The organism is Microbulbifer aggregans, from assembly GCF_020524005.1.
Classification (GTDB): Bacteria; Pseudomonadota; Gammaproteobacteria; order Pseudomonadales; family Cellvibrionaceae; genus Microbulbifer; species Microbulbifer aggregans_A.
On the sequence record NZ_JAIVKK010000002.1, the window covers coordinates 12,778 to 32,276 of the forward strand.

A 19,499-nucleotide genomic window follows, 5' to 3' on the forward strand; every position below is an offset into this window, starting at 1 on the left:
TCGGCCTAATTGTGATTATCTATGGTTGCTAAATTCGCAACCTATACCGCGCGGGTAATCAGCATGTTGCGGATGTGACCGATAGCCCGGGTCGGATTCAAGCCTTTAGGGCACACGTTCACACAGTTCTGGATACCGTGACAACGGAATACACTGAAGGGGTCGTCCAGATTGCTGAGGCGCTCATCAGTAGCGGTATCGCGACTGTCCGCAAGGAAGCGGTACGCCTGCAGCAGGCCGGCCGGACCGATAAATTTGTCCGGGTTCCACCAGAAAGACGGACAAGCCGTGGAACAGCAGGCGCAGAGAATACACTCATACAGACCGTCCAGCTTTTCGCGCTCTTCCGGAGACTGCAGGCGCTCGATGGCCGGAGCCGGTGAACTGTTCTGCAGGTAGGGCTCGATCTTCTTGTACTGGGTGTAGAACTGCTCCATATCCACAACCAGGTCGCGGATCACCGGCAGGCCCGGCAGCGGACGCAATACCAGCTTGCCTTTCGGTGCCGCTTCAGAAATCGGTTTGACACACGCCAGACCGTTCTTACCGGAAATATTCATACCGTCAGAACCACACACACCTTCACGACAAGAGCGACGGAAGGCCAGACTCGGATCCTGGGCCTTGAGCAGTTCGAGCACGTCCAGCACCATCAGGTCTTTACCTTCGGTGTCCAGCTCGTAATCCTGCATGTACGGGGCAGAATCCGTGTCCGGGTTGTAACGGTAAATGCTTACTTTCAACATGTTGCTTCCGCTCCCGAATTAGTATGTACGCGCTTTCGGCTCAAAGGTATCGACAGTCTTCGGTGCGAAGTTAACCGCACGCTTGCCGACACGCTTTTCCGCCGGGAAGAACATGGAGTGGCACAGCCAGTTCTCGTCGTCGCGCTCCTGGAAGTCTTCGCGCGCATGTGCGCCGCGGCTCTCGGTACGCACTTCTGCAGCGATGGCAGTCGCTTCCGCCACTTCCAGCAGGTTTTGCAGCTCCAGCGCCTCGATACGCGCGGTGTTGAACGCACGGGACTTGTCGTCCAGGCGTACATTCGCAATGCGCTCGCGCAGGCCTTCCAGCTTCTTAACGCCTTCCGCCATGTAGTCGCCGCGGCGGAATACACCGAAGTGATTCTGCATCACGCCCTGCAGCTCGGTGCGCAGGCTTGCAGCAGATTCACCATTATTGGTGGTTTCCAGACCGTTCAGGCGCGCCATGGCCGCTTCGATATCGGACTCGGAAGCTTCACGGTTTTCGATACCTTCGCGCAGGGCTTTCTCGATAAACAGGCCGGATGCGCGACCGAAGACCACCAGGTCCAGCAGCGAGTTACCACCCAGACGGTTGGCGCCGTGTACGGATACACAAGCAACCTCACCACAGGCATAGAAGCCGTCGATGACCTGGTCGTTACCGGAAGCGTCCTGGGTCAGGGCCTGACCGTGAACGTTGGTCGGAATACCACCCATCATATAGTGACAGGTCGGTACGACCGGGATCGGCGCGTTCACCGGATCCACGTGTGCGAAGGTCTTGGCCAGTTCACAGATACCCGGCAGGCGGCTGTGCAGCACATCTTCACCCAGATGATCCAGCTTCAGGAACACGTGGTCGCCATTGGGACCAGCACCGCGACCGTCGAGGATTTCCAGAACCATGGAACGGGCAACCACGTCGCGGGAAGCCAGGTCTTTCGCGTTCGGCGCGTAACGCTCCATGAAGCGCTCGCCGTCCTTATTGATCAGGTAACCACCTTCACCGCGGCAACCTTCAGTGACCAGTACGCCCGCGCCGGCAATACCGGTGGGGTGGAACTGCCACATCTCGATGTCCTGAACAGGGAAGCCGGCACGCAGGGCCATACCCACACCGTCACCGGTGTTGATGTGTGCGTTGGTGGTAGAGGCGAAGATCCGGCCGGCGCCGCCAGTAGCGAATACGGTGGCCTTGGACTTCACGAAGACAACTTCGCCGTCTTCGATATTGAGGGCAATCACACCTACAACCGCACCGTCCTGGTTCTTCACCAGGTCAACCGCGAACCATTCATTCAGGAATACGGTGTTGTGCTTTACGTTGTTCTGATAAAGGGTGTGCAGCAGCGCGTGACCGGTACGGTCAGCCGCGGCACAGGTACGTGCCGCCTGACCGCCGCGACCGAAGTCTTTGGACTGGCCACCGAACGGACGCTGATAGATACGGCCTTCCTCAGTACGGGAGAAAGGCAGGCCCATGTGTTCGAGCTCGAACACCGCTTCCGGACCCACAGAGCACATATACTCGATGGCATCCTGGTCACCGATATAGTCGGAACCTTTTACGGTGTCATACATGTGCCAACGCCAATCGTCGTTGGGGTCAGCACTGGCGATCGCACAGGTGATACCGCCCTGGGCAGAAACCGTGTGTGAACGCGTCGGGAATACTTTGGTGATAACCGCAGTCTTGAAACCGGACTGGGCCATCTGCAGCGCAGCGCGCATACCCGCGCCGCCGCCGCCAATTACGATACCGTCAAAGGTAATAGTTCGCATATTCGACATTTCTTACACACCCCACAGAATTTCAATGCCCCACACCGCGTAGAACACGGCTACGGCGCCCAACAGCACCTCTACCAGAATGCGCAGCACGGTAGCTTTGCCACCCATCATGCGGTTGGTGAGGTAGTCGGTAATTACGGACCAGAGACCGATCCAGGCGTGTGCAATGGTAGAGATCAGAGCCACCAGGCTGAATACGCGCACCCAACGCTGCTCAAACAAAGCAGACCAGGAGGCATAACTGAAATCTTTGGACAAGAAGATGAAGCCCACTATAAAGAGGGTATAAGCCACCAGCACCACGGCGCTGACGCGCTGAATGAACCAGTCGTAGAGACCGCTACGACCAAATCCTGTTACTGCCTTTACCATATCAGAACCCCCGCCAGCAGAATGAGAATGACTGAAAGCACCAGCACTGCAACCGCGCTGCGGCGACCACCTTCAAGGCTTTCACCAATACCCATATCCATCAGCAAGTGACGCACACCGGCAATCAGGTGGTAAATGAGCGCAGCCAGAGACGCCCACAGAATGAGCTTGGCCGGAACACTATTAAAAGTGTCTGCTATTTTTTGGAAACCCTGCTCAGATTCCAGACTGGCGTCGAGCATGCACAACAGCAGTGCAACGACAGCAAAAAGCACCACACCGGAAATACGGTGCAGAATAGAAACCAATCCAGCAGCGGGGAGCTTGATAGTAGAAATGTCTAAATTGACAGGTCTGTTTTTGTTCACAGGAAAAACACCTTGTTGCCCTGAAAGACGGGGCGCCCGTAGATTTTCTCGAGTTTGGGCGAGCTTGCTGTTTACTTTGCACTCAACCTGTAGAGACCTTGTACAAAGTGGCCTTACCAAGGCGCAAGCCGCGCGGATTATAGGCATTCAAATCTCAAAAAACAACGAAACACCGGACGTTCGCGGCAGCTTTGTAGCAGTTGCATGCTGCGCCACATACCCGACCTAGGTATGAACCCGATACCAAAGGCTCACCGAATTTCCATTGTGGATATGCGCAACTAAGCAGGCAAAATCCCTGCCACCTGCTCTAGTGACCGAAGATCCTGCGGATATGAATGGCCTGCAAAGCCCCGATTTGGTTTGACAATTCGAGGCGCGGCACTTAAGTTTGGCCGCGCTTAAAAGCCCGCTAGCCCCATATCCGTGTCTGGATGCAGCCAAAGGTGGCCCTCCGAGCCCGCATAATCCGGTACTTTCCGGGTTTTCAGCGCGCCAGGACACTACCTGTAATCATAACCAGTGAACACAGGTGAACGCGGAGGGAGTCCTCCCGGCACGCTGCAGCATTGAACTGTTATTCAGTGATTTGTGTGGAAATAAGAAGCTGGCAAAAGAATAGTTTTTAGGAGTCCACAATGTCCGACAAGAAAGCTCAACTCACGGTCGACGGTATCGACGCCCCATACGACCTGCCGGTCTACTCCGGCACTGCCGGTCCCGACGTTGTTGACGTCAGCAGCCTGGCAAGCAAGGGTCTGTTTACCTATGACCCGGGCTTTATGTCCACCGCATCCTGTGAATCCAAGATCACCTACATCGATGGCGCCAAGGGTGTACTACTGCACCGCGGCTACCCTATCGAGCAGCTGGCAGAAAAATCTGACTACCTGGAAACCTGCTACCTGCTGATGAACGGCGAACTGCCAAACGCTGAGCAGAAGAAAGAGTACGTCAACGGCATCATGAACCACACTATGGTGCATGAATCCCTGGTCAACTTCTTTAAGGGCTTCCGCTACGACGCCCACCCGATGGCCATGATGTGCGGTGTTGTAGGCGCCCTCGCCTCCTTCTACCACGATTCCCTCGACATCACCGATCCTGACCACCGCAAGATTTCCGCTGACCGCCTGATTGCCAAGATGCCTACCCTGGCAGCCATGTGCTACAAGCACAGCAAAGGCCAGCCGTTCATGTACCCGGACAATAGCCTCAGCTACTCCGAGAACTTCCTGCACATGATGTTCGGCAACCCCTGTGAGCCGAGCAAGATCGACCCGGTTGTCGCCAAGGCAATGGACATCATCTTTCTGCTGCACGCAGACCACGAGCAGAACGCCTCTACCTCTACCGTGCGCCTGGCCGGTTCTTCCGGTGCCAACCCCTTCGCCTGCATCTCCTCCGGTATTGCTACCCTGTGGGGACCGGCGCACGGCGGTGCCAACGAAGCGGTTCTGACCATGCTGGAAGAGATCGGCGACGAGAGCCGCATCGACGAGTACGTGAAGAAAGCCAAAGACAAGAACGACCCGTTCCGCCTGATGGGCTTCGGCCACCGCGTATACAAGAACTTCGACCCGCGCTCCCGCGTAATGCAGGGCATCTGCGACGAAGTTCTGGGTGCGATGGGTGCCGAGAACGACCCGCTGCTGAAGATCGCCAAGAAGCTCGAGAAGATTGCTCTGGAAGACGAGTACTTCGTAGAGAAGAAGCTCTACCCGAACGTAGACTTCTACTCCGGCATCATCATGAAAGCCATTGGCATTCCGACCGACATGTTCACCGTAATCTTTGCCACCGGTCGTACCGCTGGTTGGATCGCGCACTGGAACGAGATGATCTCCAATCCGTACAAGATCGGTCGTCCGCGTCAGCTGTACACCGGCTACACCGCGCGCGATTACGTTTCCGTGGAAGATCGTTAAGTTCGATCTCCAGCGAAACCCGAAAAACCCGGCAATTGCCGGGTTTTTTGTTTTCTGGCGGCCCGGTTAGACCGCTGGTTTTGTCTTACCGACTCTTTTAAACTGGTTTCTCACGCCACCGAAGGCCTCAATTCCCGGTGGAAAAGCCTGCACCAGGGAATCAGCAGGGATTACATATGGATATGATCGACACCACTTTCGAATTGCCCGTAGAAAATGCCGGTCGTGGCTGGTTAATTGGCGAGCCCACACGCACTGCAGACCGGGTTCAGCCCGTTGCGGAAGAAATTCATCTACCTGCCACCTCATCGGCACCAGGCAATTTCCGCCTCAAACTGGCCTCGCAGGCGAGTGTCTCAACCCCAGCCAACCTGTCCCGGCGCGAGCGGCTAAAGCAGTGGGTATCAGGTGAAAGAAACCCCATTGAAGTGGAACAGGGCAGCATTGTGCTGGACTTGCGCTACCGCAGCCCGGAGAACTGGGCCCACGCCATTACCAACCACCTTCCCCTGGCGCTCATGGTGCGGGAGCAGCTTGTAAAAATTAACAAGCCTGTAACCGTAGTCCTGCCCAAAACTATTTCAGGTAAGCTCGTTGAGCTCTTCCAGCTGTTTGGGTTCTCCGTACTGAGAACTGATCGACCGGTACAGGGCCTGGTCGCCAGGTACGAGATATCCCCATGGATTGCCCTGCGCGGGGTTCGGCATGAGGTTATCGCACGCCACCTACCCGAATCATTAAGTATTGGCACCCCGAACAAGTTCGACACCCCCACCCGCCTTTACATATCCCGCAAAGACACACGAAAACTGATAAACGAACAGCGGGTATGGGCCACCCTGCAAGCGCGCGGCTATACCCGTATTTTTGCCGAGGAGCATTCCCTGCAGGAGCAGATACAGTACCTTTGCGCAGCCGAGGATATCGTGGCCGTGCACGGCGCGGCACTCGCGCCACTCATTTTCCGCAACCCCGGTATAGGCCATAAGCCCTACCGCTTACTCGAAATCTTTTCTCCCGCCCACGTAACCACGGTATATCGCATTCTCGCGCAGCAGACCGGCGGCAGCTGGATCGGGGTAAGAGGCGATATCTGGCCCGAGTTACTCGGCCCCAAAGCCTCTTTCACCAGTAATCTGCGTGATTTCCATGTGTCGATGGAAAGCCTGGATTTGGCTATGAACAAGGCCGGCATGACTTCAGAACCATGCCCTCCCCCATCGGCGGAACCGGTAGCCGAGAAGCCCGTTTTACAAGTGAGCTGAGGGCCGCCAATGGGGCACTTTAATTTGGAGTGCCCCGATTAGTCTCTCCACGTTTCTGCACGCCAACCAATGAATTGGCTACAAAAAAAGCCGCTAGTGCTTACACACTAGCGGCTTGAATGGAAACAACAGGCCCCGTTTTACAGGAGCAGATAGTTTCGCATGGTGATCTGCTCGGTGCGGCTGCCACTGGTACCGGCCATCTGTACACGCAGGTGCACATAGTCACCGGCCTCTCCAGCGTTGGGCACAATCGCCACCCACTCGCCATTTACCTGCTTGATTTCTGCGTTCACCCAGCTGTTAGAAGAGAACTTGCTGCTTACCGGGCAGTATACGTAAGCAGAGACATTGTCCGGCACACACTCCTGTCCATAGCCGTATTGCAGTGTCACAGCGGAGAGCTCCACTTCGCCAAGCCCGTCCATCACCGCAGACAGTTTGATTTCCACCGGCTCACCGGCCGGTGCCGTATTCACAATGCTGACCGGCACATCAAGTACGGGAACCAGTACCGGCTGGGAGCCCTGCTGACTGGTGTCCGTGTTGAAGCTGTAAAAGCCCTGATAGAAGGATCCCAGGTGATCCTTGACCGGTGAACGCTCACCTACACCACGGGGGTAGTAGCGGACTTCCAGCGTGATTTCACTGGCACTGTTCGGGACGGTGAGCATGCCGCTGTCCAGATACTGGCTCTGGCCATCAACGGTAATACCGTATGCCCCTACACCATTGTATCCACCGGTACCATCATGCCCGGACGCGTCACCGAAGGCAGGAATACTGAATTGCAGCACATTGGTATTCCGGTACGCGATCGAAGAGCCACTGGTCAGCAGCGTGCCGCCGCGCGGGCCCTTGAACCAAGTGGTGTATTCCTCGGCACCCGAGGTCATCAGCCTCGGTCCATCAAAGTAACCGCCGTTGGAGCGCAGCTGCGCCGCCGGCATCACGATGTTGGTCCAGGCGTTTTTGCTGGTAGCCGTGTAAAACTCTTCGCGCTCTACCGGTGTCATGACCAGCTGCGGGCTACCGGTTGAGTAAAACTCGCCGGTACTGTTGGTCATTGCCATCACATCGGTCCAGGCTGGGCTGTCGCCATTCTGGGCGTGGTAAGCGGCGGTGATTTTGTGCATGTCCTTGTCATGGATACGCACCAGACCGCCGTCCACATGGCCATCGGTAATGTGGTTGATAGAGTAGGCATAGGGGCTGCGCTCTGCCGCAATACCAGACCAGCTCACCAGGTTGTTACCCGCCTCGACTTCAGCGTGCAGTCGCGCACCCTGCTCGGCGCTCAGCGCGACAACCGGCACTTTGGGTGTACCGGAAATCGTACCCTTGTAGCGGCCATCGGTGCCCGGGCGATACGCGATAACGCCGATCGCACCGTGCTTCATTGCGTTGCCGACCATGTAGGACGTCAGGTAGTACGGGTTGGAAATAAGCGCGACCTTGCCTTCCAGATCAAACTGCTCCCAGTCTGTGCTGTATCCGGCATCCCCAACCGGTACGACTTCAGCACTGCCTTCGCCATGGAAGCTCAGTGCCAGACTCTGATTCACGTAATCCAGCACCTCACCGTTTTCCATGGTCATGACCGTCTCCGGAGCCACCGCGCGAGTAGTAACGAAGGAACGGAAACGATCATCATGCCCCTGGGACCAAGCATAGAAGTCTTTTACATAGTCCGGAGCCAACTCCATCGCGGCCAGCTTGGCGACTTTGGCGTCGTCCAGGGCATAAGTAAATCCGAAGGAATAACCCTGGGGTGCCAATGGCCGATCTGCCTTGAACTCCACCTTCTCGGCATTGCGCGCATCAAACTCGATATGCGTATCGCTCTCCACCTTGCGGCGTAGAATCGCCATCTGGGCCGCGGACTCCACCAGCCCGTAATATGTATCGTCGTTGTCGTAGGTCATCACATTGGCAACGATACTGTAATTGCCTTCCGGCACTTTCACGCTGGCATATCCGTTGCTCACCGACAGGTACTGCCCCCAATCGTCCTCGTCGTTCATGAGATAGATTTTCGACGGAGAGATAGCGGGCTTGCCGCGATTGTCGGTCACACTAAATGTCAGATCGACTTTCGGTTGGTCGATCCAGAAAGACAGCGGTACCGAGAGTCGCTCGTCGTCATTACCGGTAACGGTACCGACAATGCGCCCGGTGATTGCACCGTAGGCGCCGTTACGCAGGCCAACGGCCGGGTCAATCCAAACAGGAATGTCTGCACTGCCCTGGGCAGGTACAGTAATGGTTTTCAGCCCAAGACCGGCAAGGGTCGCCGGCAGCTGGGTAGAACCGTCTTCACCAATCAGATCGAGTTTCAGCTTGAAGGTTTTGTCTTCGCCCGACAGGTTCTCCAGCGTTACCGTGGTTTCGGTCAGTTCGAACTGCTGGTTGCCGGTGAAAAACCCGAGCTCGGAATTGGGCTCGGCGACCACCGCCTGAATCACTGCCTGGTTCACGTCCATTGGGCCAGCACCCTGTTCGAGCACGTGCGCATCGCTGAGTGTTACCGAAGAAGTCAGGACTTTTTTCAGCTGCCGGGGCGTCAGTTCAGGGCGCGCCTGCTTCAGGATTGCCGCGCCGCCAGACACATGCGGTGCCGCCATTGAAGTACCGGAGAGCGCTGTATATCCGGTCTCAGCAATACCGCCCGCGGCGGCCGCAATCACATCAACACCCTGGGAGGCAATATCCGGCTTGGCGGAGTGGCCGTCCGGGGAGGGACCGCGGGAAGAAAACACTGCTGTCTGGTTATCGCGATCAACCGCTGCCACGGTCAGGGCGCTCGGCGCACAACCCGGTGAGCCCACGGTTTCACGGGTGAAGCTGTTTCCGGCGGAGATGACGAACAGGGCCTGATCACTCAACGCTTCGACCAGATCCACCATCGGTCCATCACAGGACGTCGCCGTTCCCCCCAGGGACATACTGACAATATCCGCTCCCTGGTTCACCGCCCACTGCATGCCGTTCATGATGCGGTACGTAGAACCGCTGCCGGTGTTCCCCAGTACTTTACCGATAACCAGGTTCGCGCCCGGCGCCATACCCGCCCAAAGGCCATCGGACAGCTGGCCGGTACCGGCTATCGTTGTAGCTACGTGGGTACCGTGACCATTCAGGTCGTCAAACTCATTGCGGGAATAGGTGAAGTCCATAGCGGCCACAACCTGGCCAGCGAGATCCGCATGCTCCACATCGTAACCGGTATCCAGCACGGCAACCGTCACACCTTCACCGTTAAAGTCTGCCGCAAATGCACCATGGGCACCGGTGAGCGGCACGGTGGGGGTCAGGGCCTGAGACACGGACATTTCATGCGCATTCAACATCGCATCCAGCCAGACGCCCTCTACGCGGCTGTCTGTAGTCAACTTCGACCAGAGTTCCGCCGCCTGACTTTTATCAATGCCGAAGGCCGCGCTGTCGATAATTTCGATTTCACCGGTCAGGGACATGCCATCCAGCACCTCCGGTGTTGCCGATCCAGCCAGGCTGCCATCGATGTACTCAACAATAACTGGGAGCTCGCTGGTAGACGCGTCATCGTAACCACCCTGGTGGAGTTTACTGATGTTGAACAGCTCCAGGTCCACGGCTTTTGCATCGACCAGCTTCTGGGCTTTCGGCGGTACCACATAAGTGTCATTGCCGTACTTATAGATGCTGGTTACCACCTCGCCACCATCCGCGCCAAGCAGACGAATGCCCGCGAGTGCACCGTCATTTTTGACGATCGCGGAGACTTTATCGCCGGTTATCAGGGTAAATGTCAGTTCGCCGGATTCCGGCTTCTCACCAAGCGCCAGTGCTTGGGAGGAAACCCCGTTCGATGCCAGACTTCCGGAAAAGGCGAGCATTGCCGCAGCAATGTGGCTCAATTTGGCCATCTTTCTCATAGTTCAGACCTTTTATTATTGATTTATATCTTGCCGGCCGATTGCTGCCCTGGACTCTCGTCATTCTCACCAGATTGGTAGTTAAAGTTCGGTAATACGAGCAACGGCTGCGAGTAAGATTTAACGTTTGCAACGGTACCGGTCTCTGACCCTGATTCTGTCAGCGCCAGTACATTTATCAGTGTTGCAATCTGGCATCCGCAAAACGTGTTATCAGTTCGCACAAAAGCCGCAACTTCTGTAACACTCTGTAACAGAGCCGACATTTCAAGACCCAGACAGGTGCAACCGAACGAAAAGCGTGCTTTTTCGCCCCAATTCAGTGAAAACCCTGGCCTCGCATTGCTGTTATCCACAGGCAACAAAAAACCCACACCTGTTTGCCAGATGTGGGTTTTTATTACGAAGAACGAATCAAGGTGGAAAATCTACAAGGACGATACCTCTAATTCCGCCCCACCGTAGCCCCGATTCCTAGAGAAACATAAACTTCAGAACGAAGATGCCACCCACCAGGTACACCACCGGGGGGCACTCCCGGAACTGGCCGTTGAGCAATTTGATCCCGGCGTAAGCAATAAAGCCCAGACCAATACCATCGGCGATGGAGTAACCCAGGGGCATTGCCAGTGCGGTGATTACCGCCGGTGCACTCTCGCTGTGATCATTCCAAGTGACATCTGCCAGGCTGCGGGCCATCAGGCAGGCCACAAACAATAACGCGGCAGCGGTGGCATAGGCCGGCACGCTCTGGGCCAGCGGTGCAAACAACAGACACAGCAGAAATGCCAGCCCGCACACGATCGCCGTCACGCCGGTGCGACCACCGGCCTCGACTCCAGCCGCGCTCTCGATATAACTGGTAGTCGATGAAGTTCCCAGCAAGGCGCCACCCAGCGTGGCACCGGAATCCGCCAGCAAGGCCTTGCCCAACCTTGGAAGCGAACCGTCCGGACGCACCAGCCCGGCCCGGTTGGCTACGCCTACCATGGTTCCTGCGGTATCAAATACATCTACCAGCAACATGGTAAGGATCACTGTAACCATCGAGATATCAAATGCACCCGCTATATCCAGCTGCATCAACACCGGGGCCGGGGACGGCGGCATCGAAACGACGCCTTTGAACTCCACGGTACCAAGCAGCCAGCCCGCAGCGCTGACAACGACAATGCCGATGACCACCGCACCGGTAACCCCACGTTGGGAAAGCGCCGCGATCAGCACAAAACCGACCAGGCACATCAGTGGCTCGAATGCGGTGAGATCCCCGAGAGATACAAGAGTCGCAGGGTTGTCGACTACCACCCCGGCATTGCTCAGCGCCACGATCCCCAGAAACAATCCGATACCCGCTGAAATGCCCAGTTTAAGATTGCGCGGAATGGCATTAATCAGCCATTCACGAAAAGGCAGCAGACTCAGGGCCACAAACAATATGCCGGACAGAAATACCGCCCCCAGTGCCGTCTCCCAGGGATGCCCCATGCCCAGCACCACCGCATAGGTAAAAAAGGCGTTCTGCCCCATACCCGGCGCCAGCCCTATCGGATAGTTACCCAACAGCCCCATCAGGATGGAACCGAAGGCCGCCGCCAGGCAGGTCGCCACAAACACCCCACCGAAGTCCATACCGGCCTCGGAGAGCATCGACGGATTAACCACGGTGATATAGGCCATGGCCAGGAAGGTCGTCAGACCCGCCAGCACCTCGCGCCGCCAAAAACTCGTCGACGCCTCTCCCTGCGCCGACGCCGCAGGCCCGAAATTGAAATAGTCCACCACTCTCTGCATATCAGTTCACCGAAATTCTCATTAATCACCCAATTGATGTATAACTGCAATTTTTAAACCAAGTGGTCAACTTTTTGGCGCAACACTTGCTTACGTTTGAAGACAAAGCAAAAACCTTACAATGATCGGCTTGAACCCCGCCATGCAAAAAAGAAACTCTCTCTATATTTTTTACAGCTGTGTACTCGTCGCCTTCCTGTCGAACGCGCATGCATCCAGCGCACAGCCTGTCATCTTCGATACCGATATGGCCATTGATGACTGGTCCGCACTGCTGGTACTGGCGATGCATGACGATTTGGAGCTGGTCGCCGTTACCAGCAATGGCGCCGGCGAGACCCGCTGCGCCCCGGCCATGAAAAACATCGCGGCGCTGCTCGATCTGACTCCCGCTGGTGACGTACAGATAGCCTGCGGCGATGACTACCCGATGGATGGCTACTTCGCCTTCCCTGAACCCTGGCGGCAGCAGGCGGATACCCTGTCGGGCATCACACTGCCCGACAGCGCACGCCCCACCAGCGAAGAGCACGCGGTGGAAGTCATACATACCGCCCTCGACAGCAGCGGTCAAAAAACCGTACTGGTCGCGACCGGCAGCCTGACCAATATCGCCCAGTGGCTGGAAAAATATCCCGGTGACACCAACAAGGTACAGCGACTGGTCATCATGGGCGGCGCCTTTGAGGCTCCGGGAAATATCATCGTACCGGGGTTTACCGACAATCACCCCAACACGGAAGCGGAATGGAATATCTTCGTGGATCCCGAAGCCGCCGCCCAGGTATTCGCCTCGGGACTATCCATAGAGGTAGTGGGACTGGATGTCACCAATCAGGTCAAGGTAACGAAGGCCTTTGCGCGCGACTTCAAGGCGGTGGCAAAAACCCAGGCAGCGCAGTTCTGGGATGCAGTGCTCGATGACAACGACTGGTTTATCGAATCCGGTGAATATTATTTCTGGGACGTACTGGCCGCGCTGGTAGCACTGGACCCATCCTTCTGCAAAGGTGACCTGGCGCCGGTCACGGTCAGCGTGGAGGCAGGCGCTCCCTGGCAACCCTCCTCGCTGCGCTCCATCCCCGACACCACCGCCAACGGAGCCGAACGTCGGCACCTGGACGCCAGGAAGAGCGGCATTACCCGCGTTGGCGGCGATAATCCTGCGGTTAAAATCTGCCGGGATACCGACGCCAATCGAGCCTTCCGACTATTTACCCATACCCTCAACCAAGGCTGACGGCTGGGGGGCTTCGAGTCCCACCCCGGCGAGAATCGAACGGCTGAGAAAATCTGCGATGCGGTCGATCATCGACCGCTCGTATTCAGCTCGATTCAGGATTGTCAGCACCTGTGCCTCGAAATCCGCATAGTGCTGCGTTGAAGACCAGATCAGAAAAATCAGGTGGTAGGGATCCACCGGAGCCATTTTTCCGGCAGCCACCCAGGCCTCTATTACCGCCGCCTTTTTTCTCATCCATGGGCGCAGGTCATTACGCAGATAATCCTTCAAGTGCGGCGCCCCCTGAATAATTTCCATTGCAAACAGCTTGGAGGACTGTGGGTGGGAATAAGACAACTGTACTTTACGACGAATAAAGCGATCCAGTACCTCGGCAGGATCATCCTCCGCGCGCAGCTCATCAAAATAATCATTCCAAAGCACAATGATTTCTTCCAGTACCGCCACATAGAGATTGGACTTGGTCTTGAAGTAATAGTGCACATTGGCCTTGGGCAATTCTGCGCGATCCGCAATGGCCTGAATACTGGCCCCGGCAAATCCCTTCAGAACAAACTCTTCTCGTGCAGCACCCAGTATCCGCTCAAGGTTCTGGTCGCGGATCTTACCGCGCCGATAGCTTCTTTTTGTTTCCGCGAAATTGTCAGCCATTAATATCAACCGTGTTTAAAAGTCGCTGAAGTTGTCTATCGCGACAAGATTATCTAGCGCCGATTCAATAACGCAACTTGTGTGCCAGCAACCTCCAGAACATAAGAACAGACCCGCTCCACAAAAACCTGTCCACTTGGCCAGCTTTTTGCTTAACCATTATTCATCGGATGCAAGCCTTCCTGATTGGGTAAAAACTGCTGGAGCCTGTGTTGAAATTTATTCTGAATCACGATCTTGTCGAGGAAACGGCGCCCGCCGCAGACACCACGCTGCTGCGCTACCTGCGGGAGTCACAGCGCCTGTGTGGCACAAAGGAGGGCTGCGCTTCGGGAGACTGCGGCGCATGTACCGTACTGTTGGGGCAACTCAAAGGCGAGCGTATCCACTACCGCACCGTCAACGCCTGTATTACCCCCCTCGCCGCAGCCAACCGCCGCCACCTTGTCACCATCGAGGCCCTTGGCAGTGGTGGCAAACTCCACCCCGCGCAACAGGAAATACTGGATAACCACGGATCCCAGTGTGGTTTCTGTACCCCGGGATTTGTCATGTCCCTGGCCGGTCTCCATCAGCAATTACTTGCGGGCGATTGTCTGCAAACGGATCGCGCGCAGGTCTGCGAGGCAGTTTCCGGCAACCTGTGCCGATGCACCGGCTACAGGCCCATCATCGACGCTGGACTGAAAATGGTGCAAACACTGGACGAGACGCACCGTCTCGATGCACGGATCCTTATCGAACAACTGGCCAGTATCGCCGAAGCACATACAACACCGTATTACCTCCAACCAAAGAGCCGCGAGGAGCTTGAAAAGGCGATCGCCAGCAACCCGGACGCGCGCCTGATCGCCGGTGGCACCGACCTGCTACTGGAAGTTACCCAGCAGTGTCGGCCAATAAAAAAAATGATTGATCTCTCGGGCGTGAAAGAGCTGCACCGCATTGAGGAACGTAAAGGTTTCATCCACTTGGGCGCTGCACTGACATATCGGGACCTGGAAACTTTCTTTGCCGAGCGCTCTTCCAGAATCAGTGCGCTGCTTGAACGCATCGGCTCACGCCAGATCCGCAACCGCGGCACCTTGGGCGGCAATATCGCCAATGCCTCCCCCATTGCAGACCTGCCGCCGTTGCTACTGGCACTGGATGCCTGCGTCACCCTGGCCGACAGTCGCGGGGATGAACGTGAAATGCCACTGGCGGATTTTTACAAGGGTTATAAGGCTACGGCCTTGGAGAGTGGTCAGTACCTGGCCAAGGTCAGCTTCCCGGCCAACGCCCTTAATGACTTCCATTGGCTTTACAAAGTCAGCAAGCGCCGTGAGGACGACATCTCCGCCGTGATGGCGGCCATCCGCCTGCGCACGAACAAAAGCAATGGAAGTGGAAACGATGAGGTGTTTAGCGAAGTCCGTATCGCCTTCGGCGGAATGGCGGCTACGCCAGTGCGCGTGGCGAAGGCAGAATTGGCGCTGCTCGGTCAGGCGCCACAAGATGAAAGTGCACTTGAAGCCGCAGTGACTGCCATCGCCGAAGCCCTGCTCCCCATTGGCGATGTGCGCGCCAGTGCAGAATACCGATTACAGGTAGCGCAAAACTTGTTGCGTACTGCCTGGCAAACTTTCAATCGTGAAAAAAGTGAGAACAGCGCACCGGAGACCCTCCATGCGTAGACTGCAACAAGCGCTTGAGCACGCTGAAAAAAATGGTTCACGAAGCCGGGAAGCAGTCGCTCACGAATCCGCATTGAAGCACGTGACCGGCCGAGCACAGTATCTGGACGATATCCCCGAGTGGCCAGACATGCTGCACGTCGCCACTGTGGGCTCTGAACAGGCTTGCGCGCTGATTGAACACATCGATCTCGAAGCCGCGCGACGTGCGTCCGGTGTTGTTGATGTCATTATTCAGGCAGATATCCCGGGCAGTGCCGACGTGTCCCCTGTATTCGGCGGCGATGTGTTGCTCGCAGGCGAGCGCGTCGACTACATGGGACAGCCGGTGGTGGCCATCGCGGCCACCAGCCTCGAAGCTGCCCGCCAGGCAGGCAAACTGGTAAAAATCCACTACCGCGCACAATCGCCGCGACTATCGGTGCAGGAGGCACTGAAGCACGAGGAATTCGTACTTCCGAGCCACACCATTGCCAGTGGCGATGCAGGCACCGCCATTGCCAACGCCAACCAGCAACTGCAAGGCGAGCTTTACTTGCGCGGCCAGGAGCACTTTTACCTGGAGGGGCAGATCAGCATCGCGCAGCCCAATGAAGATGGCGGTGTACGCGTTTACAGCTCGTCCCAGCATCCGGCCGAGGTCCAGAAACTGGTGGCCCAGGTACTGGGGGTTCCACTGCACCTGGTACAGGCAGAAGTGCGACGTATGGGCGGCGCCTTCGGCGGCAAGGAATCCCAGGCTGCCGCGCTGGCCTGTATGGCCGCGGTGTTCGCGGTGCGCAACCAGCGCCCGGTGAAGTATCGCATGCCGCGCCGCGACGATATGACCCAAACTGGCAAGCGCCACGACTTCTGGAACCAATATCGCGTCGGCTTCGATAGCGACGGCATCATTCGCGGTGTCGAAATGGACCTTGCGGGCCTTTGTGGCCATAGCGCCGACCTGTCCGACGGCGTCGTCGACCGTGCCATGTTCCATGCGGATAACGCTTATTTTTATGAGTCCGCACGTATCAGCGGCCACCGCTGTCGCACCAACACTGTCTCCAATACGGCGTTCCGTGGCTTCGGTGGTCCGCAGGGCATGATCACAGCCGAAGCCATACTGGACGATATCGCCCGCACCGTCGGCGCAGATCCACTGGATATCCGCAAGCGCAACCTCTATCACGCTGACAGAAATACCACCCCCTACGGCCAGGCGCTGGAGGAGGAAGTTCTGCCCCAGCTGATCGAGCAACTGGAACAGACCGCGGACTACCGTGCCCGGCGTGAACAGATCCGCGCTTTCAATAAATCCAGCCCCCAGATTAAAAAAGGGCTGGCGCTCACACCGGTGAAATTCGGTATTTCTTTTACCTCCAAACACCTGAACCAGGCCGGTGCACTGCTGCATATTTATGCCGACGGCAGTATTCACATCAGCCATGGCGGTACCGAAATGGGGCAGGGCCTGCATACCAAGATCGCACAGATCGTCGCGCGCGGATTCGGCGTAGACCTGGAGCGGGTACGTGTAGCAGCCACCGCCACTGACCAGGTGCCCAACGCCTCCCCTACCGCGGCTTCCGCCGGTACAGACCTGAACGGTATGGCGGCACTGAACGCGGTCGATATTCTGAAACGGCGCCTGCTGACCTTTGCCGCCGAGAACTACGGTGCGGATATCGAACGTATCAGTATCCGCGACGACCACTGCTGGATCGGGGAACGCGCGATACCATTTGCCGAACTGGTCAAGGGTGCCTATATGAATCGCATCTCCCTGTCCGCAACCGGTTTCTACCGCACCCCGAAAATCGGCTACGACCGCGCCGCCGCCCGTGGCCGCCCCTTCCTGTACTTCGCCAACGGCGCAGCGGCCTCGGAAGTGGAAGTGGATTTGTCTACCGGCGAATACCGGGTAACACGAGTGGATATCCTTCACGACGTAGGCGAGTCACTGAATCCAGCGATCGATCTCGGTCAGGTAGAAGGCGGCTTCGTTCAGGGCATGGGCTGGGTCACCAGTGAAGAATTACTGTGGAATGATCAGGGGCGAATCATTTCCGACAGCCCGGCCAACTACAAGATTCCCACCGCCGGCGATGTGCCGGAAATCTTTAACGTGGATTTTTTCCAAAGGCCGAATGCGGAAGAGACGGTCTACCGCTCCAAAGCGGTGGGAGAGCCGCCTTTAATGCTGGCCATCTCCGTCTGGTGCGCCCTGCGCGACGCCTGTGCCAGTCTCGCCGCGTATCGCTACAGCCCTCCCCTCGGCGTACCTGCTACGCCGGAGCAGGTCTATTTCTGCGCACGCGCGGCAAAAGACTTTTCCGAGGCAAAATCGTGATCAGCAAAACGCCCTGGTTCGAAGCCGCTGCCGACCGCCGCCATCGAGGCCAGCCCTGGGTCCTGGCCACCGTATTGAGCACCCAGGGTTCGGCCCCTCGTAATAGCGGAACCAAAATGGTGATTGATGCCCGCAGCAGCGCTGACACACTTGGGGGCGGCCAACTGGAATTCCTGGTGATCGCCCGCGCCCGCGAACTGATCAGTGATGGCCGCGAGCGACAACTGCTGGAACACTTTCCCCTGTCATCCCGCGCAGGCCAGTGCTGCGGCGGCAGTGTCACCGTATTGCTGGAATGCTTCGCCGGTGCAGAATTGCAATTGCATATTTTCGGTGCCGGTCACGTAGCCCGCGCGCTGCTCCCGGTACTGGCACCGTTGGAGTGGCAATTGCACTGCATCGACAACCGAGCCGAATTGCTGGAGGACGATCTGGACGGTCGTGTACACAACCACTTCCTCACCGACCCGGTGGCTCATATCTCCCGGATGAACCCCGGCGCCTTTGTCCTGATCCTGACTCAGGATCACGCGCTCGACTACCGACTGCTCAGCGCGCTACTCGATCGCGACGACTGTGCCTACCTCGGAATGATTGGCTCACGCACCAAAGCCCAGCGATTTCGCCGCCGGCTTGCCGGCGATGGCTTTATTCAGGGACAGGTCGACAAGTTTTATTCTCCGGTCGGCCTGTCAGAAGTGCCGGGAAAAAAACCCGCGGAAGTGGCGATCTCCATCGCCGCACAGCTGCTGGCGGAAAAACACCGGCTCACCGCCAGCGAGGAACAGAAATCCACCGGAATCAACTGGAAAACCCTGCGCGAGAGCCTGAATAGCAACCTCACCGCAAGCGGGAACAGTACTAAAGTACGAAAGAGAGAAACATCGTGACACCACACACGCTCAATCAATTCAACCAGCTTGCACCGGAGCAACAACGTGCCCTCTTACTGGACTGCTGCCATAGCAGCCGCTGGGCAGAGAGGCTGCTGGAACTGGGCCCGGTCAGAAGCGTTGGGCAAATCCAGAACCGCGCATTCAAAGCCTGGAGCAAACTCCAAGAAACTGACTACCTGGAAGCATTTGCCGCGCACCCACGTATCGGCGACCTGCAGCGGCTGAAGGAAAAATTCGCCCGTTCGGAACAAGGCCAGGTAGCCCATGCAGACGAAACCACGCTGAAAGAGCTACAGCAGCTGAACGACGCCTATTTTGAAAAGTTCGGGTTTATTTTCATTATCTGTGCCACGGGAAAATCTGCCCGGGAAATGCTCGCCGCAATAAAATCCCGTATCAGCAATAGCCGCGAACAGGAAATAGGTAACGCCGCAGCCGAACAGGAAAAAATAACCCGGCTGCGGCTGGAAAACTTATTCGCTGTACAGCCTGACCAGTAACTCAGGAATAAGGGAAACGC

14 protein-coding genes are annotated in these 19,499 nt (G+C 56.9%); 7 read left to right on the forward strand and 7 right to left on the reverse strand.

Annotated features, from left to right (window positions below; all coding sequences use genetic code 11):
* Positions 1-41: 41 nt before the first annotated feature.
* From LC093_RS04130 to sdhC, 4 genes are read right to left on the reverse strand one after another with little or no spacing between them, the layout of a single operon-like run.
* A complete protein-coding gene (locus LC093_RS04130) occupies positions 42-746 on the reverse strand; it encodes a succinate dehydrogenase iron-sulfur subunit (RefSeq protein ID WP_226662475.1) in 705 nt (234 codons plus the stop codon).
* Between the two features lie 18 nt (positions 747-764).
* Positions 765-2,537, reverse strand: a complete 1,773-nt coding sequence (gene sdhA / locus LC093_RS04135; protein WP_226662479.1) for a succinate dehydrogenase flavoprotein subunit — start codon at positions 2,535-2,537, stop codon at positions 765-767.
* A 3-nt stretch (positions 2,538-2,540) separates the two neighbouring features.
* Entirely contained in the window at positions 2,541-2,909 is a 369-nt protein-coding gene (gene sdhD, locus LC093_RS04140) for a succinate dehydrogenase, hydrophobic membrane anchor protein (protein WP_226662482.1), read from the reverse strand.
* Complete coding sequence (gene sdhC, locus LC093_RS04145) at positions 2,903-3,277, reverse strand: succinate dehydrogenase, cytochrome b556 subunit (protein ID WP_226662485.1); 375 nt, start codon at positions 3,275-3,277, stop codon at positions 2,903-2,905. The genes sdhD and sdhC overlap by 7 nt, the downstream gene beginning before the upstream one ends.
* 638 nt (positions 3,278-3,915) lie before the next feature.
* Here sdhC and gltA point away from each other — a divergent pair.
* The gene (gltA, locus tag LC093_RS04150; RefSeq protein ID WP_226662488.1) at positions 3,916-5,205 is read left to right on the forward strand and encodes a citrate synthase; all 1,290 of its coding nucleotides are present in this window, start codon (positions 3,916-3,918) and stop codon (positions 5,203-5,205) included.
* A gap of 176 nt (positions 5,206-5,381) precedes the next feature.
* Positions 5,382-6,470, forward strand: coding sequence for a glycosyltransferase family 61 protein (locus tag LC093_RS04155; protein ID WP_226662490.1), 1,089 nt, complete (start codon positions 5,382-5,384; stop codon positions 6,468-6,470).
* Between the two features lie 140 nt (positions 6,471-6,610).
* Here the strand turns inward: LC093_RS04155 and LC093_RS04160 are convergent, their stop codons facing one another.
* Both LC093_RS04160 and LC093_RS04165 read right to left on the reverse strand, forming a co-directional pair.
* Positions 6,611-10,378: a S8 family serine peptidase gene (locus LC093_RS04160; protein ID WP_226662493.1), complete on the reverse strand. Its 3,768-nt coding sequence runs from the start codon at positions 10,376-10,378 to the stop codon at positions 6,611-6,613.
* Between the two features lie 483 nt (positions 10,379-10,861).
* A complete protein-coding gene (locus LC093_RS04165; RefSeq protein WP_226662496.1) occupies positions 10,862-12,181 on the reverse strand; it encodes an NCS2 family permease in 1,320 nt (439 codons plus the stop codon).
* Positions 12,182-12,323: 142 nt separating this feature from the next.
* Here LC093_RS04165 and LC093_RS04170 point away from each other — a divergent pair, with 142 nt between their 5' ends.
* Positions 12,324-13,421, forward strand: a complete 1,098-nt coding sequence (locus tag LC093_RS04170; protein WP_226662502.1) for a nucleoside hydrolase — start codon at positions 12,324-12,326, stop codon at positions 13,419-13,421.
* Here LC093_RS04170 and LC093_RS04175 read toward each other — a convergent pair.
* The gene (locus LC093_RS04175) at positions 13,392-14,075 is read right to left on the reverse strand and encodes a TetR/AcrR family transcriptional regulator (RefSeq protein WP_226662506.1); all 684 of its coding nucleotides are present in this window, start codon (positions 14,073-14,075) and stop codon (positions 13,392-13,394) included. The genes LC093_RS04170 and LC093_RS04175 overlap by 30 nt on opposite strands.
* Before the next feature lie 212 nt (positions 14,076-14,287).
* On the opposite strand from LC093_RS04175, the gene xdhA reads away from it, so the two are divergent.
* Genes xdhA through uraD form a run of 4 tightly spaced genes read left to right on the forward strand, consistent with a single transcriptional unit; the run spans position 14,288 to position 19,479 of the window.
* A complete protein-coding gene (gene xdhA / locus LC093_RS04180; RefSeq protein WP_226662510.1) occupies positions 14,288-15,751 on the forward strand; it encodes a xanthine dehydrogenase small subunit in 1,464 nt (487 codons plus the stop codon).
* Entirely contained in the window at positions 15,744-18,083 is a 2,340-nt protein-coding gene (gene xdhB / locus LC093_RS04185) for a xanthine dehydrogenase molybdopterin binding subunit (protein WP_226662513.1), read from the forward strand. Before xdhA ends, xdhB begins: the two co-directional genes overlap by 8 nt.
* Positions 18,080-18,973 carry a xanthine dehydrogenase accessory protein XdhC gene (xdhC, locus tag LC093_RS04190; RefSeq protein WP_226662516.1) on the forward strand — a complete coding sequence of 298 codons (894 nt, stop codon included), beginning with the start codon at positions 18,080-18,082 and terminating at the stop codon, positions 18,971-18,973. The genes xdhB and xdhC overlap by 4 nt, the downstream gene beginning before the upstream one ends.
* Positions 18,970-19,479 carry a 2-oxo-4-hydroxy-4-carboxy-5-ureidoimidazoline decarboxylase gene (gene uraD, locus LC093_RS04195; RefSeq protein ID WP_226662518.1) on the forward strand — a complete coding sequence of 170 codons (510 nt, stop codon included), beginning with the start codon at positions 18,970-18,972 and terminating at the stop codon, positions 19,477-19,479. Before xdhC ends, uraD begins: the two co-directional genes overlap by 4 nt.
* Positions 19,480-19,499 lie beyond the last annotated feature (20 nt).

Bases quoted from the DNA above. Each gene is read 5' to 3' on its own strand.
- sdhD (WP_226662482.1), bottom strand. From the start codon at position 2,909: ATGGTAAAGGCAGTAACAGGATTTGGTCGTAGCGGTCTCTACGACTGG.
- LC093_RS04130 (WP_226662475.1), bottom strand. From the start codon at position 746: ATGTTGAAAGTAAGCATTTACCGTTACAACCCGGACACGGATTCTGCC.
- sdhA (WP_226662479.1), bottom strand. From the start codon at position 2,537: ATGTCGAATATGCGAACTATTACCTTTGACGGTATCGTAATTGGCGGC.
- xdhB (WP_226662513.1), top strand. From the start codon at position 15,744: ATGCGTAGACTGCAACAAGCGCTTGAGCACGCTGAAAAAAATGGTTCA.
- gltA (WP_226662488.1), top strand. From the start codon at position 3,916: ATGTCCGACAAGAAAGCTCAACTCACGGTCGACGGTATCGACGCCCCA.
- LC093_RS04165 (WP_226662496.1), bottom strand. From the start codon at position 12,181: ATGCAGAGAGTGGTGGACTATTTCAATTTCGGGCCTGCGGCGTCGGCG.
- LC093_RS04160 (WP_226662493.1), bottom strand. From the start codon at position 10,378: ATGGCCAAATTGAGCCACATTGCTGCGGCAATGCTCGCCTTTTCCGGA.
- LC093_RS04175 (WP_226662506.1), bottom strand. From the start codon at position 14,075: ATGGCTGACAATTTCGCGGAAACAAAAAGAAGCTATCGGCGCGGTAAG.
- LC093_RS04170 (WP_226662502.1), top strand. From the start codon at position 12,324: ATGCAAAAAAGAAACTCTCTCTATATTTTTTACAGCTGTGTACTCGTC.
- LC093_RS04155 (WP_226662490.1), top strand. From the start codon at position 5,382: ATGGATATGATCGACACCACTTTCGAATTGCCCGTAGAAAATGCCGGT.